General features: G+C 62.1%; 12 protein-coding genes. 7 read left to right on the plus strand and 5 right to left on the minus strand.

Annotation, left to right across the window (positions count from 1 at the left end):
* Positions 1-34: 34 nt before the first annotated feature.
* A complete protein-coding gene (locus tag JC616_RS08730; protein ID WP_227107773.1) occupies positions 35-895 on the plus strand; it encodes a hypothetical protein in 861 nt (286 codons plus the stop codon).
* A 70-nt stretch (positions 896-965) separates the two neighbouring features.
* Entirely contained in the window at positions 966-1,448 is a 483-nt protein-coding gene (locus JC616_RS08735; RefSeq protein WP_227107774.1) for a hypothetical protein, read from the plus strand.
* 220 nt (positions 1,449-1,668) lie between these two features.
* Here JC616_RS08735 and JC616_RS08740 read toward each other — a convergent pair whose 3' ends face one another.
* The gene (locus JC616_RS08740; protein WP_227107775.1) at positions 1,669-2,109 is read right to left on the minus strand and encodes a hypothetical protein; all 441 of its coding nucleotides are present in this window, start codon (positions 2,107-2,109) and stop codon (positions 1,669-1,671) included.
* Positions 2,110-2,668: 559 nt separating this feature from the next.
* Between JC616_RS08740 and JC616_RS08745 the strand changes: the two genes are divergently transcribed.
* A complete protein-coding gene (locus tag JC616_RS08745; RefSeq protein WP_227107776.1) occupies positions 2,669-3,343 on the plus strand; it encodes a M24 family metallopeptidase in 675 nt (224 codons plus the stop codon).
* Positions 3,344-3,653: 310 nt separating this feature from the next.
* Here JC616_RS08745 and JC616_RS08750 read toward each other — a convergent pair whose 3' ends face one another.
* From JC616_RS08750 to lhpI, 3 genes are all read right to left on the minus strand, one after another.
* Complete coding sequence (locus JC616_RS08750; RefSeq protein WP_227107777.1) at positions 3,654-4,796, minus strand: branched-chain amino acid ABC transporter substrate-binding protein; 1,143 nt, start codon at positions 4,794-4,796, stop codon at positions 3,654-3,656.
* A gap of 79 nt (positions 4,797-4,875) precedes the next feature.
* Complete coding sequence (locus JC616_RS08755; protein ID WP_227107778.1) at positions 4,876-5,892, minus strand: proline racemase family protein; 1,017 nt, start codon at positions 5,890-5,892, stop codon at positions 4,876-4,878.
* A gap of 86 nt (positions 5,893-5,978) precedes the next feature.
* On the minus strand, positions 5,979-6,890 hold the full coding sequence (gene lhpI, locus JC616_RS08760) for a bifunctional Delta(1)-pyrroline-2-carboxylate/Delta(1)-piperideine-2-carboxylate reductase (protein WP_227107779.1): 912 nt from the start codon (positions 6,888-6,890) through the stop codon (positions 5,979-5,981).
* A 227-nt stretch (positions 6,891-7,117) separates the two neighbouring features.
* Here lhpI and JC616_RS08765 point away from each other — a divergent pair, with 227 nt between their 5' ends.
* On the plus strand, positions 7,118-7,846 hold the full coding sequence (locus tag JC616_RS08765) for a FadR/GntR family transcriptional regulator (protein ID WP_227107780.1): 729 nt from the start codon (positions 7,118-7,120) through the stop codon (positions 7,844-7,846).
* Positions 7,847-7,987: 141 nt separating this feature from the next.
* Here the strand turns inward: JC616_RS08765 and JC616_RS08770 are convergent, their stop codons facing one another.
* Complete coding sequence (locus tag JC616_RS08770; protein ID WP_227107783.1) at positions 7,988-9,121, minus strand: Vgb family protein; 1,134 nt, start codon at positions 9,119-9,121, stop codon at positions 7,988-7,990.
* A 450-nt stretch (positions 9,122-9,571) separates the two neighbouring features.
* On the opposite strand from JC616_RS08770, the gene pflA reads away from it, so the two are divergent.
* The 3 genes from pflA to pta all read left to right on the plus strand — a co-directional run bounded on the left by pflA (position 9,572) and on the right by pta (position 13,849).
* The gene (pflA, locus tag JC616_RS08775; RefSeq protein WP_227107785.1) at positions 9,572-10,363 is read left to right on the plus strand and encodes a pyruvate formate-lyase-activating protein; all 792 of its coding nucleotides are present in this window, start codon (positions 9,572-9,574) and stop codon (positions 10,361-10,363) included.
* A gap of 92 nt (positions 10,364-10,455) precedes the next feature.
* Positions 10,456-11,649, plus strand: coding sequence for an acetate/propionate family kinase (locus tag JC616_RS08780; protein ID WP_043594375.1), 1,194 nt, complete (start codon positions 10,456-10,458; stop codon positions 11,647-11,649).
* Between the two features lie 115 nt (positions 11,650-11,764).
* The gene (gene pta / locus JC616_RS08785) at positions 11,765-13,849 is read left to right on the plus strand and encodes a phosphate acetyltransferase (RefSeq protein ID WP_107800140.1); all 2,085 of its coding nucleotides are present in this window, start codon (positions 11,765-11,767) and stop codon (positions 13,847-13,849) included.
* The last annotated feature ends 41 nt before the right edge of the window (positions 13,850-13,890 follow it).

Here is a 13,890-nt window from a genome sequence, read left to right on the forward strand (position 1 = left end):
CCGTACATTCCCGATTAGCCATTTTGAGGCCAGTATGAGCACTGCCACTGCTTCTAAACCTATATCAGGAGACAAGGTATATCAGGTGAGAGCCCGTGCGGCTCTCCCTCTGCTTGTCCGTCAAGCGGAGGCCGGTGCCCCTATTTCTTATTCGGCCCTTGCTGAAGAGTTGGGAGTGCCTAATCCGCGCAACCTCAACTACGTGCTTGGCAGTATCGGGCAGTCTCTGGAGCGACTTTCCAAAGCGTGGAAAACCAGGGTGCCTCCCATTCAATGTCTTGTCGTTAACAAGAGTACGGGGTTGCCAGGAGAAGGCATAGGTTGGTTTCTAGTGAAGAAGGAAGATTTTTCAGCGCTTCCGCTTCGACAGAAGAGAGAGATCGTAGAAGCAGAACTACAGCATGTGTTTTCGTATTCTCGATGGCGGGAAGTACTCAAAGCTTTTGAAATTGAACCAACAGTAACTGATCTCACACCTTTCGTAAGCAAAGTTACTGGCGGTTGGGACAGCGGCGAAAGCGAGGACCACAAGATACTTAAGGCATATGTTGCTCAGAACCCAAGAGTCATCGGCCTTGGAGCAAACATCCCCGCAGGGGTCACCGAATTTCCTTTGCCGTCTGGGGACCGCCTAGATGTCTCCTTTAAAGGCAAGAAAGTCTGGGTAGCTGCGGAGGTCAAATCATCTATATCAGCGGAAGGTGATGTTGTCAGAGGGCTATTCCAATGCGTTAAGTACCGAGCAGTTATGGAGGCAGTGCTGCGCACCGAGTTGTGTCCACAAAACGCACGTGCAGTACTCATATTGGAGTCAAAATTTCCTCATTCACTTATTCCTCTACGAAATATACTAGGCGTTGAAGTGATTGATGGTATTTCACCAAAAAAAGGTTAACCCCTTATTCCTCTTGGGCTGTGTGGAAAGCTGAGCAGACTAGTGAATTTAAACATTAGGAAATTATTGCATGCGTATATTCCATGTCACATCGTCAGCTAGCGCCGTTGCCATAATTAAACGAGGTATTTTCTATCCTGCATCCGATCACCCATTAAACAATGACAATGGATTAAATTGTTTTCGTTACAGGTCGGGTTATCAAATGAGACAGAACTTTGTAGGTGAAGGAGCGAGGCTTATTCTTGAGTGGTCTGGCCCTGTTGTCATCACTCATCCGGATGTTTCGCCGCCACTGCCGACCGATGTGCTTCATGACCAATATCCTTGGCGCTGTTTTATCCGTGGTGGAACGAAATTCCAATTCCTGCGCGTACTTGGTATTCACTTTGCTAAGGGTGAAATTGATTCCGTCCTAGACTTTCCTTCGTGGCATCAGTTCTTGCCCGCCGCGCTCAAGAACGCTTTAGCGCGGCGTGTGAGGTTACGTTTTCTTCACTCGCTGAGAAATAAATACAGAAACAATTCACTCTTTTTGGTAGTGATTGGTTAATGATAATGACTGCCCAAATTAGTCGCTTAACCTCCCGTTTGAGAGGAACTCTAGGTTGGTCTGCCGGCGTCACACCTCTCAATTTAAATATTGGTATTCCACTTTCTAGAGTCCTGGTTGTCGCCTTTGGGTCGTAAAGGGCCATAAGCCCATCAAGCATTATCCCCAATAAGCCCCCCCAAAAAACCAAACCCCGGCTTAAGCCGGGGTTCGTTCTTCCTTACTTCTTCTCTATCTTCCGCACCGCGCGGTTTTCCATATTCTTGCGTTTGATCTGCGCCTGTTGCTGGCGGTGTAGTTCGTCAACATGCTCGAACACGTCCACCTTGCGCGCAGCCAGCGTGAGCATGGCTTCCAGATAGTTGAAGAAGCCCACTCGGTAGCCGCGCTGTTCCGGTTTGCGGAAGTCGATGTCGCGGGTGATGCGCGCCAGCAGGCTTTGGCCGCAATAGCCGGGGTTGTCCTTCAGCCATTGGACGAAGTGAGCGCCGCATTCGCGGCCATAGGCGCAGTCGGCGGCGTAGTCCGGGTGGGCGGCCGGCATCTGCCAGTAATCGGCTTGCGGCCGTCCTGGGCGTCGGGACACGAAGGGGAGCAGGGCTTCGCGCGCTTCCAGCGAGGCTTGGCGATAGCGGCGGCGAGTGGGAAAGGTTTTCGACATGGTGTTTCTCCTGCGCTGACACAAGATAAACCACCTGCCTGTGAGTCGTTGGGTAGGTATAGGCAGGCGCGAGGCAGGATTGGCGTACCGAGAAACAAGGAATCGGTGAGCGCTAGGCGCTCTCCCACCACGCACCCGCCAGCCATGCATGAAGTACAGACGTAGAGCGGGTACGGATGAAGGTGCAGACGCGCCTTCATCCCCCTGTTTCGAACGGGACGCCAATCCCGGTGCTGTGAATAACAGCACCCGGCGATTGTTACCGAGTGGGCCGGCAGGGTCAAGCCAGCGGGGGCGCGAGAGCAGGGGCTGGCAGGAGGATTTGTCCGTGATTTGAATGTCATGATTCTGCTGCGTTGCGGTATACTTCACTGCCCATTTCATCACTTTATTTTTTGAACCTGTTTACGTTCTCGCGAGCAAGAGCGAGACCAGGCGAAACCGGCTGAGGAAGCGGAATGTACTTGTGGTACATGAGCATTTCGAAGCGGTACTCACCGTGTCACTTCTCATGCAGCGCAGCAGATCGCAAACAGGTTCTTAAGACAGGGCATTTCTTATGACCACAGTCTCTCTCCCACCGGAAGCGGTGGGCAGCGCTTTCTCCCTGGACAAAATGATCGTCGCCCGCGACAAAACCATGGCGGCGGTGCGGCGCATCGCCGCGCAGATCCGCCCCGGCATGACCGAACAGCAGGCCAAGGATTTGGCCAAGGCGGAGCTGGAAAGCATGGGCATGGACCGCATCTGGCACGGCATCATCATCCGCTTTGGCCGCAGCACGCTGAAAATCTTCAAGCAGCAGATCGACCCGGACAATGTGCTGCTGGACGACGATATCTTTTTCATTGACCTGGGCATTGTCTGGGACGGCCACGAGGGCGACGCCGGCGATACCTTCGTGGTCGGCGACAATGCGCGCAAGCAGGCCTGTGCGGAGGCGGCGCGCCAGCTGTGGCAGGAGGTGGCGGACAAATGGCGGCGCGAGCGGCTGGCCGGCCCGGCCTTGTATCAGTACGCGGCGGAGCGCGCCGAGGCCATGGGCTGGCGGCTGAACCTGGACATCAAGGGCCACCGGGTATCGGATTTTCCGCACGCCATTTACAAGGCCGGCAGCCTGGGCGATTTCGCCCAATGCCCGGACACCGGCTTGTGGATTCTGGAAATCCAGATTGCCGATCCGTCCGGCGAATTCGGCGCTTTCTATGAAGACCTGTTGGTGATCGAGGGCTGATCCATGGAGGGCGGCGGCAAGCCGCCCGCCAGCATTGACGCTTGGCCGGGGTTTGCGTCCGCGACGCGGGGGAACTGAGAGGTGCGGAAGAAGGCTGACAAAACCGCGCAGAGCACCTGAGGCAAGGCGGTATCGCCGACGCGCAGCAGATTATGAATTGGTTCTTAGAACGTGTTTACGATCTCGCGAGCTAAGGCGAGACAAGGCGAAAACGGCTGAGAAAGCGGAATGTACGCGTGGTACATGAGCATTTCGAAGCGGTACTCACCGTGTCACGTCTCACGACGCGCAGCAGATCGTAAACCGGTTCTTACTGCACCACCGACCGCACCTTCCAGGCATTGCCTTCCACCGCGGAGATCGTCACCGGCGCTTGCTTCAGATTGCCGTTTGTGTCGAAGCTGAAGTCGGCGCTGACGCCCTGGTAGCGGGTTTGGGCCAGCAGCGGCAGGTATTTGGCCGGTTCCGGCGAGTTGGCGCGCTTCATGGCGTCGGCCACCATCATGACCGCGTCGTAGAAGTGCGGGGCGAACAGGACGACGTTTTGCTGGTAATTGGCCTGGTAGCGCGCTTGAAATGCCTTGCCTGCCGGCTGCGCCTCCAGCGGCCCGCCGGGTACGGCGGAGATGTGGCCAAGCGCATTGGCGCCGGCCAGTTTGATAAAGGTCTCGGTGCTCAGCATGTCGCCGCCCATCAAGGTGGCGCTCATGCCCAGGCGCTTCATCTGGCGCGCCATCGGCGCGGCTTGGGCGTCCGCGCCGCCGTAGAACACGATGTCCGGTTTCTGCGCCTTCAGCGCGGTCAGGATGGCGCTGAAATCGGTGGCCTTGTCATGGGTGTATTCACGCTTGATCGGCGGCTTGCCCAGGCGGGTGATGGATTGGATGAATTCGTCGGCAATGCCCTGGCCGTAAGCGGTGCGATCGTCGATGACCGCGATGCGCTGCGCCTTGAGCTGCTGTACCGCATAGCGTCCCAGCGCGCCGCCCACCTGGCTGTCGCTGCCCACCAGACGGAAGGCGGTTTTGTAGCCGGCGGCGGTGTAGGCGGGGTTGGTGGAGACCGACAGCTGCGGGACGCCGGCCTTGGCGTAGATGCGCGAGGCGGGAATGGTGACGCCGGAGTTGAAGTGGCCGATTACCGCTTTGACGCCGGCATCCATCAGGCGTTGAGCGGCTTGCGTGCCGGCTCGCGGGTCCGCCTGGTCGTCTTCGGACCGCAGTTCGAACTTCACTTTTTGGCCGCCGAGGGTGATGGGCTTGGCGTTCAGCTCGTTGATCGCCAGCCTGGCTCCGTTCTCATTGTCCTTGCCGTAGTGGGATTGCGGGCCGGACAAGGGCGAGGAGAAACCTATTTTCACCACGGTGTCGGCATGGGCGGGGCTGAGGGCGAGGGTGATCGTGCCGCCAAGAGCCAATAGGGCGGTCAGGCTGCGAGGATGCTGCTGTTTCATGCGTGTCTCCTTTGCGCTGCTCTGTTTTGATGGCTGGCCGCGCCATCGCCTTGCGCGGCTGGGGCCGCCACGCAAGCGTTCAATGCAGTAGAAAGCCCCGGCCTATCAAATCGTCAGGCTCCAATGACCAACTGGCTTTGCCGCTGTAGTGGGCGCGCCCGGCCACGCGTACCGTCACCGCGTCATGGCCCGGCAACTGGGCTTGGCGGGTCACTGCGCCGCTGAACAGCGCTCCGGTCAGGCTTTGGAATTCGCAGGTTTCCCCAGGCGCGACCAGTCCCTTGGCGTGTCGGATGGCCATACGGGCGGTGACGCCGGAGCCGGTGGGGCTGCGGTCGACTTCGGCGTCGGCAAAGACGCAGACATTGCGGCTGCCGCCATCGGCGGCCCGCTCGCGGCCATCGGTGAGGATGCTGCCGTACAAGAAGCTCAGGTCGTCGGCAATGGGGTGGCGCACCGCGATGGCGTCGCGCACCGCTTGGGTGAGGGCGGAGGCGGCGTCCACCAGTTCGCGCAGGCGGCCATCCAGCGACACGCCCAGTTTTTCAGCGGCGACGACCGCGTAGAAGGCGCCGCCGTAGCCGATATCGACGACCACTTCGCCAACGCCCTGCACGGTGACGGGCAGGTCCAGGGCAAAGGCGAAGGCGGGCACGCTCGCGAATTGCACGGCGCCGGCCTTGCCGTTCTGGATTTCCACCAAGGCTTCCACCAGGCCGCATGGGCATTCGATGCCCACCCGCGTCAGCGGCGCCACGGCGGGCACTTTGCCGCTGTCCACCGCAAAGCGGGCCAGGGCGATCACGGCATGCCCGCACATGGTGCTATAGCCTTCGTTGTGGGTGAACAGCACGGCGAGGTCCGCGTTTGGCATGGAGGGCTGCACCAGCACCGCGCCATACATATCGTAATGGCCGCGTGGTTCATGCATGAGCAGGCGGCGCACGGGGTCCAGGCGCTCGCTCATGAAACGGCGTTTGGCCAGGATGTCCGCTCCTTGAATCCTGTCGCCAAGGTTGAGCACGATGCGCACCGGCTCGCCGCCGGTGTGCATTTCCACGGTCTCGATGACAAAATCCGCAGGCAATGGATCCATGTGTTCACTCCTCCTATTTATCACCCTATTTATCACCGGGTGCGTTGGCGCACCGTTCGTTTGGCTAACTGGACGTTGCCGCCCGGCTAACCGGCCTTCCAATGCGCCAGCGCGCAGCGCGCCGCCGCCAAATCCCAGGCCGCGGTGCCCACGCTCTTGAACAGCCGCGGGCGCTTGGCGTCGTAGCGTCCTGCTATCGCCTCAGCCAAGGACTGCACGGTGTCCCAGTCCACGCCCGCCTGGATCAGGTCTCCGGCTTCATGCCGCGCTCCGACAGGGTCGTCAGAGAACAGCTGGCTGCCGGCGATGGCGGCCGGCCCGATTTCGGCCATGTCCGGACGAAACGCTCCCACTCCCACCAATAGCCGGTTGCTGCGGGCGTCCTCGTGGTAGATCGGCGCTTTGCTGGTGGTCAGTGTGATCACCACGCCGACATCGTCCGCGACGCGGCCGCGGCATGGCCGTAGCGCTAAGGGAAGGGGGGCGTGCCGGCGGCAGAATTCGGCGCTGTCCGCCATTTCCCGGCCATGCACATCCACGCGGATGTCCGGGAACAGGGCGGCAATGGCTTCCAGATGGCCGGAGGCCTGCTTGCCGGTGCCTATCAGCGCGATGGCGGCCGGCCTGCCGGCGTACAGGCTGTTGATCGCCAACATGGAAATGGCGGCGGTGCGCTGGGCTGTCACCGTGGGGCCGTCAAGAATCAGCAGCGGCTGGCCGGTGAGGGCGTCGTACACGCTGACGATGCCATGGATGGTGGGGAGGCCCTGCTTGAGGTTGTCCGGGCACACATTAACCAGTTTGTGAATGCCGATATCGCTGGCGCTGGCCGGCATGGACAGCAGCACGGCGTCGCCCCGCAAGGGCAGCACCTGCCGCTCCGGGCTGACGATCCGCCCTGCCGTGTATTCGGCGGCGGCAAGGGACAGGGCCTGACAAAGATCGGCAATCGGCAACAAGCTCTTGGTTGCGGAGGCGGGCAGTACGGGGATGGACATGGTGCTCCCTCATCGATAAGTGGCAAAATTCAGACCAAATCCGCGGTTTACTCTTGGGGTTTTTGCCGGAATCCATAAAATTGGTCTTAAAATTACCTTGTTATATCGTTAACTTGTTTTGTAAATTACCAATTTAGAGGCGGCGTCACAAGGGCTTCTGCGGCGGCGGCCGGGGCGTGGTCGTAATTGTCACCAATTCACAACAAATTGGTTTTGGGGTAACCAGAATGGATGCCAGTACTCTGGAACAGAGCCACTTTCAGCCGCTTCCCATCTATGAGCAGCTTGCTGAACAGATCCGTAACGGCATTGTTGGAGGGGAGTTTCCTCCTGAATCGCGGCTGCCCTCGGAAAGAGAGCTCGCCGCCCGTTACCGCGTGAGCCGGCCCGCCGTACGGGAGGCCATTGGCGCTTTGCAGAATCAGCAACTGGTGATGACGCGCCGCGGATCGGGCACCTATGTCTGCCAGGATGCCTTGCAACGGCTGCGGCAAGCCGTGCCCGCAAACGAGCGCGGGCAGGCGGACGACAGTCCGATATCGACGCTGGAAGTTAGGCTGATACTAGAGCCGGCCATTGCCCGCATGGCGGCCAGAAAAGGCCAGCGCGATGAAAGGGCGGAGTATTACCTGGCGCAAATGAAGGGGGTCAAAAACATAGACATTCCGGCGCAGCAAGTGCTCTGGAGCGAAAGCGACCGCTTGTTCCACCGGCAACTGGCGGTGATGACCGGCGATGCGCTGATGGTGCGCATCGCGGATGAGGTGGCCAAAGCCATGGCGCAGCCTCTCTGGCAGCGATTGCGCGATGATGGCATCTATGACGAGGAGCGTATTGGCTTGTACGTTGCGGAACATCAGCTGATTTACGAATCCATCATCATCGGCGATGAGGATGCCGCGGCCTTTTACGTTGAGCAGCATTTGCGACGGGTAAGGCGGGATATCTCCGGCTAAGCCGCCAGCGCATTGGTCCGCATGGCTGAACGGCTCCGGCCCCGCAGGCGCGCCTGTCACTGGACAGGGCTGTTTGCGGGGCCGGAGTCGTTCATTCGTATCCTGCCGTCAAGGCCTCGCCAGACCGGGCATGGCCAGGCGCTATTCCTCCCGGTGCGCTCCCGGATAGCGCACTTCTCCCTCCGGTATGCCGCAGCCCCACAGCGAGTAGGGGTCGGCCATTTCATTGACGCCTTCGCCGTAACGATTCTCCGCCGGGCGCAGATGCGCCAGGCAGCAGGCGCCCAGTTCGGTGGCGTAGAGCCCGTGCACTGTGCTGAGCACGCGGTGGCTCATGCTGTGCTGCGAGGGGAAGGCGATGGTTTGTTGCGCTTCCACGCGGCTGTAGTCCGCGCTCATCTTCACTTGCACCACGCCGTTGAGGGCGTTGGCGCTGGCCATGGACGAGGCCAGCAGATACAGCCGCGGCTCCGGGCCGGCGGCGGGCGGAAAGCCCAGGTGGATGAAGCCGGCGCCGGCGGCCGGGGCGGTGGTGAGCTGGAACCAGTCGATGTCGCCGCCGGCCAGCACGCGGCCGAAGCCGCCGTTGCCGCCGGAGGCGTTGCCCAGCAGCGCGAACCACAGATTGCCGTCTGGCCCCGGCACCATGCCCACCGGGGTGTTGCCGTGTTCGGCGGGGATTTCAATGGCGGCCGGCGCGTCGCCGTTGGCCGGGATGCGGTAGAGCTGGCTGGATTGGTCCAGGGTGGCGTACACGTCGCCGCTGTCCGGGTGGAGCTGGACGAAGATGGGCCGCGGCGGGCAGGGATAGAGGGTGGCGTCCGAGGGCATGAGGCTGTTGATGCGCACGATGTGATGGCTGTCCTTGCAGGAGGTCCACAGGATGTCGCCGTCTTCCGCCACCACGTGCGGGCCGCGCGCCGGCGGCGGCAGCGGCACCCGTTTGAGGATTTTTGGCGGCGTGGTGAGGTCAGACGCTATCGGGTCTATCAGCAGCAGCTCGGACTGGAATTGCAGCGTCACCCACAGGCAGCCGGGGTGGGTTTTGGAAACGGTCAGCCCGTGCAGGCCGGAAAACGGATTGTCGATGACGTGGGACACGGCGGCGCGCGGCTGGCCGCTGTGCGGGTCCACGCGCATTTTGACCAGGGCGCCGGACGGTTGCTGGGAGATCAGCAGCAGGTCCGCCCCGATGGCGGCCACTTCATGGGTTTGGCTGGAGGCGGGCAGCGGATATTCGATCACGCTTTTGAGGGCGAGGCGCAGTGCGTTCATGGCGGTTTACCGGAGGTGTGGAATCCCTTTGGCATAATAGGTGGCGGTCATGATGTTTGCAAAAGCGGGGCTTGCCTTGATCCAGCTCAGCCGCGGTCCGGCGCTTGCGAGGCCGGGTTTATGACCCCGGCGTGTTATGACGATGTTCGTGAACGAGCGGAAATATTGCAGTGCAAGATAAAACTAACGACTGTTTTAACTAGAACTCCACGTAAATCAAGGGTTTGCCGGGTGGGGTGTGTGGGGCGATGTGGCGTGCGCACATCACAATGTACGCTTTTGACCTGTATCAAACACATATTTTCGTTTTAGAATATAAAATGTGTTCGTAAAATAACATTTGTGTTCGGCTCTGGCGTTTTGGGCTCGCCCCCGTTCGGAACCGCGCACTATGCTTTAAAAGGCGGCCTGTTAAGGGCCGGCCTCTGTCGGCCATAGGAGCACAAACGCATGCCAGATACCCAAACCGCCGTGGACACGGTCCCGCAAGAACACGCCATGTCTCCCGAATCCGTGGTGGGTTACCTGCACTCCACGGAGAGCGGGGCCGGGGTGGATGGGCCTGGCATGCGCTTTGTCTTCTTCACCTCGGGCTGCCAGTTCCGCTGCCTATACTGCCATAACCCGGATACCTGGAAGCTGCACAACGGCCGCCAGTCCACGGTGGAGCAGGCGATGGCGGAGCTGGAGCCGTACGCGCGCTTTTTGAAGTTCGCCGGCGGCGTGACGGTGTCCGGCGGCGAGCCGCTGATGCAGGACGCTTTCGTGGGCGCGCTGTTCCGCGAGGCCAAGCGCCGCTTCGGCCTGCACACGGCGCTGGATACCCAGGGCTTTTTGCACGAGCGGGTGAGCGACGAGTGGTTCGACGCGGTGGACCTGGTGATGCTGGACATCAAGCATTCGGACCCGGAGCGCTATCACGCGCTGACCGGCCAGCCCTTGCAGCCGACGCTGGACTTTGCCCGCCGGCTGCAACGCCTGGGCAAGAAGATGTGGGTGCGTTACGTGCTGGTGCCGGGTTTGACCGACGGCGACGAGGACATCAGCAGGCTGGCGGATTTCGTCGCCGGCCTGGGCAGTGTGGTGGAGCGGGTGGAGGTGTTGCCCTTCCATCAGTTGGGCATGGACAAGTGGCAGAAGCTGGGCATGGAATACCAGTTGGCGGATACGCCGATTCCCACGCCGGAGCAAGTCAAACGTGCCCGCGAGTTGTTTTCCTGTAAAGGCTTGAAGGTGACTTGAACGCCTTCCGGCCGGTGGTTTTTGGCTGGCAGCGTCGCCCGGAGCGGCGCTGCTTGTTTATCGAATTATCTATCATGAATCGCTGATATATTATGACGACATCTTCTGAAATTCTGGTGATCAACTGCGGCAGTTCCTCGCTGAAATTCGCGCTGCTGCCCAAGGGCTCCAGCGAGCCGCTGCTGTCCGGTCTGGCCGAGTGCCTGGGCCTGGCGGATTCGCGCATCATTTTCAAAACCGCGGAAGGCAAGAAGACGGAGTCGCTGAACGGCGGCAGCCACGCCGAGGCGATGGAAGCGCTGACCCGTTTCATGGGCGAGCATGAGTGGCTGGACAGCGTGGTCGCCATCGGCCACCGCATCGTTCACGGCGGCGAGCGCTTCCAGGCGTCCGCGCTGATCACCGATGAAGTGCTGGCCGGCATTGAGGAATGCTGCGCGCTGGCGCCGCTGCACAACCCGGGCCACTTGGTGGGCATCCGCGCCGCGCAGAAAGCCTTCCCCAAGCTGCCGCAGGTGGTGGTGTTCGACACCGCCTTCCATCAGACCATGCCCAAGCCGGCCTATATGTACGCCGTGCCGCAGCGCTTCTACAAAGAATACGGCGTGCGCCGCTACGGCATGCACGGCACCAGCCACCGCTTCATCGCCGGCGAAACCGTGGCCGAGCTGAAGCTGGACCCGGCTAATCACGGCATCCTGATCGCCCACCTGGGCAACGGCGCGTCCGCTTCCGCAGTGAAGAACGGCAAGTGCATGGACACCACCATGGGCATGACCCCGCTGGAAGGCCTGATCATGGGCACCCGTTCCGGCGATATCGACCCGGCCGCGGTGACCTTCATCGCCCGCAAGGAAGGCCTGGATCTGGACGGCATCGACAATCTGCTGAACAAGCAGAGCGGCCTGCTGGGCATTTCCGGCGTGTCCAGCGACTGTCGCGCTCTGGAAGAAGCGGCGGCGGAAGGCAATGTGGACGCGCAACTGGCGCTGGACATGTTCGCCCACCGTCTGGCCCGCCTGCTGGGCGGCCTGGCCACCTCGCTGGACCGCATCGACGCGCTGGTGTTCACCGGCGGCATCGGCGAGAACTCCAGCCTGCTGCGCGAGAAGACCCTGAACCACATGAAGGTGCTGGGCTTCGCCGTGGACGCGGCCGCCAACGAGCGCGCCGTGCGCGGCAACACCGGCGTGATCAGCCAGCCGGGCAGCACCACCGCGCTGGTGATGGCCACCAATGAAGAGTGGATGATCGCCAAGGATACCGCCGACCTGGCCGGTATCTGATAGGACTTCGCGGCGCAAGCCGCGTCCGTATCGCGCGGCCGGCGCTCCGTCGGCCGCCGCCTGATTCTGAACGCCGGGCCGCTTTGCGGCGGCGCGCGCGTCGAAAGTAAAACTCATGACATCGCAACAACCGAAACGAGTGTTTTTCCTGGCTTCCTATGGTTCGGACGCCGGGCTGACCTCCATGACCCTGGGCCTGGTGCACGCGCTGGAGCGCGACGGCATCAAGGTGGGCTTCGTCAAGCCCATCGCGCAGCCCGCCAGCGTGGGCGCAGAGCTGTCCAGCCACTTCGCCCGTCAGCTGTGCAATATCGACGCGCCGGCGTCCATCCCGTTTGCCCGCGCTCAAGCCATGCTGCGCGAAGGCGAGCTGGCCACCTTGATGGAAGACGTGGTGCGCCTGGCGGAACAGGCGCGGGACAATCACGATGTGCTGATCGTTGAAGGCCTGGTGCCGGACAGCGACGCGCAAACCGCCATCCGCCTGAACGCGGAAATGGCCGGCAGCCTGTCCGCGGAACTGTTGCTGGTGCTGTCCGGCGCCGGCCGCGGCGCGCGCGACATCGCCGAATGCGTACAACTGGTGCAGCGCCAGTTCGGCGCAGACGGCAACGGCAAACTGGCCGGTCTGCTGCTGAACCGCGGCGCGGAGTGCGGCAATCTGGCCGGCCTGCGCGCGGAGTTGGCGGAGCAAGGCTGCGCCACGCCGCTGCTGGGCTGCGTGCCTTACGACGCCAAGCTGGACGCGCCGCGTGTGCTGGATGTGGTCAGCGCGCTGGGTTTGAAGATCGAACACGCCGGCCAGATCGAGCAAGCGCGCATGCGCGAAACCGTGGTGGCGGCCCGCACCGTGGAGAAGATGGCCGAGCGTCTGCTGCCGGGCACTCTGGTGGTGACGCCGGGCGACCGCAGCGACGTGGTGTTGGCCACCTCGCTGGCCATGCTGCGCGGCGTGCCGCTGGCCGGCCTGCTGCTGACCTGCGGCGAACCGGTGTCCGGCAGCATCCTGCCGCTGATCCAGTCCGCGCGCCAAGCCGGCCTGACCATTCTGTCCACCGAGCGCGACACCTATGAGACCAGCACCATGCTGGCCAATCTGGACCGTCACGTGGCGATGGAAGACGCCGAGCGCATGCAGGCGATGATCGACTTCGTGGCCGAGCGCATCGACACCGCGGTGCTGGTGCAGAAGATAGGCGAGCCGCGCGAAGTGCGCCTGCCGCCGCCGGCCTTCCGCCATCGTCTGATCGAGAGCGCGCGCCGCTCGCAAAAGCGCATCGTGCTGCCGGAAGGCGACGAGCCGCGCACCATCCAGGCCGCCGCCATCTGCCACGAGAAGGGCATCGCCCGCTGCGTGCTGATCGGCGAACCGGAGCGCATCCGCCAAGTGGCGGAAGCCCAGGGCGTGACCCTGCCGGCCGACATTGAAATCCTGGCCCCGAAAGAGGCCGCCGGCCGCTATGTGGCGCCGATGATGGAAATGCGCAAGAGCAAGGGCCTGACCGCGCCGCAGGCGGCGGAGCAGCTGGAGGACAGCGTGGTGATCGGCACCATGATGCTGGCCCTGAACGAGGTGGACGGCCTGGTATCCGGCGCGGTGCACACCACCGCCAACACCATCCGTCCGGCGCTGCAGCTGATCAAGACCGCGCCGGGCGCGAGCATCGTGTCCAGCATCTTCTTCATGCTGATGCCGGACCAGGTGCTGGTGTACGGCGACTGCGCGGTGAACCCGGACCCGAACGCGGAGCAGCTGGCGGACATCGCCATCCAGTCCGCGGATTCCGCCAGCGCCTTCGGCCTGAGCCCGCGCGTGGCGATGATCTCTTACTCCACCGGCACTTCCGGCAGCGGTTCGGACGTGGAGAAAGTGCGCGAAGCCACCCGCATCGCCAAGGAAAAGCGCCCGGATCTGATGATTGACGGCCCGATGCAGTACGACGCCGCCAGCGTGGAATCCGTAGGCCGCCAAAAGGCGCCGGACAGCGAAGTGGCCGGCCGCGCCAATGTCTTCGTGTTCCCGGACCTGAACACCGGCAACACCACTTACAAGGCGGTGCAGCGCTCCGCCGGCGTGGTGTCGGTGGGCCCGATGCTGCAAGGCCTGCGCAAGCCGGTCAACGATCTGTCGCGCGGCGCGCTGGTGGACGACATCGTCTACACCATCGCCCTGACCGCGATCCAGGCGGACGCGCAGTAAGCGGCGAGAGCGCTTGATCTGAAAACAGCCCCCGGCGCGAA

The organism is Chromobacterium rhizoryzae (assembly GCF_020544465.1).
Classification (GTDB): Bacteria; Pseudomonadota; Gammaproteobacteria; order Burkholderiales; family Chromobacteriaceae; genus Chromobacterium.

Excerpts from the sequence above, each read along its gene's own strand:
- lhpI (WP_227107779.1), bottom strand. The coding sequence starts at position 6,890 with ATGTCCATCCCCGTACTGCCCGCCTCCGCAACCAAGAGCTTGTTGCCG.
- JC616_RS08730 (WP_227107773.1), top strand. The coding sequence starts at position 35 with ATGAGCACTGCCACTGCTTCTAAACCTATATCAGGAGACAAGGTATAT.
- pflA (WP_227107785.1), top strand. The coding sequence starts at position 9,572 with ATGCCAGATACCCAAACCGCCGTGGACACGGTCCCGCAAGAACACGCC.
- JC616_RS08740 (WP_227107775.1), bottom strand. The coding sequence starts at position 2,109 with ATGTCGAAAACCTTTCCCACTCGCCGCCGCTATCGCCAAGCCTCGCTG.
- JC616_RS08755 (WP_227107778.1), bottom strand. The coding sequence starts at position 5,892 with ATGGATCCATTGCCTGCGGATTTTGTCATCGAGACCGTGGAAATGCAC.
- JC616_RS08765 (WP_227107780.1), top strand. The coding sequence starts at position 7,118 with ATGGATGCCAGTACTCTGGAACAGAGCCACTTTCAGCCGCTTCCCATC.
- JC616_RS08745 (WP_227107776.1), top strand. The coding sequence starts at position 2,669 with ATGACCACAGTCTCTCTCCCACCGGAAGCGGTGGGCAGCGCTTTCTCC.
- JC616_RS08770 (WP_227107783.1), bottom strand. The coding sequence starts at position 9,121 with ATGAACGCACTGCGCCTCGCCCTCAAAAGCGTGATCGAATATCCGCTG.
- pta (WP_107800140.1), top strand. The coding sequence starts at position 11,765 with ATGACATCGCAACAACCGAAACGAGTGTTTTTCCTGGCTTCCTATGGT.
- JC616_RS08750 (WP_227107777.1), bottom strand. The coding sequence starts at position 4,796 with ATGAAACAGCAGCATCCTCGCAGCCTGACCGCCCTATTGGCTCTTGGC.
- JC616_RS08780 (WP_043594375.1), top strand. The coding sequence starts at position 10,456 with ATGACGACATCTTCTGAAATTCTGGTGATCAACTGCGGCAGTTCCTCG.
- JC616_RS08735 (WP_227107774.1), top strand. The coding sequence starts at position 966 with ATGCGTATATTCCATGTCACATCGTCAGCTAGCGCCGTTGCCATAATT.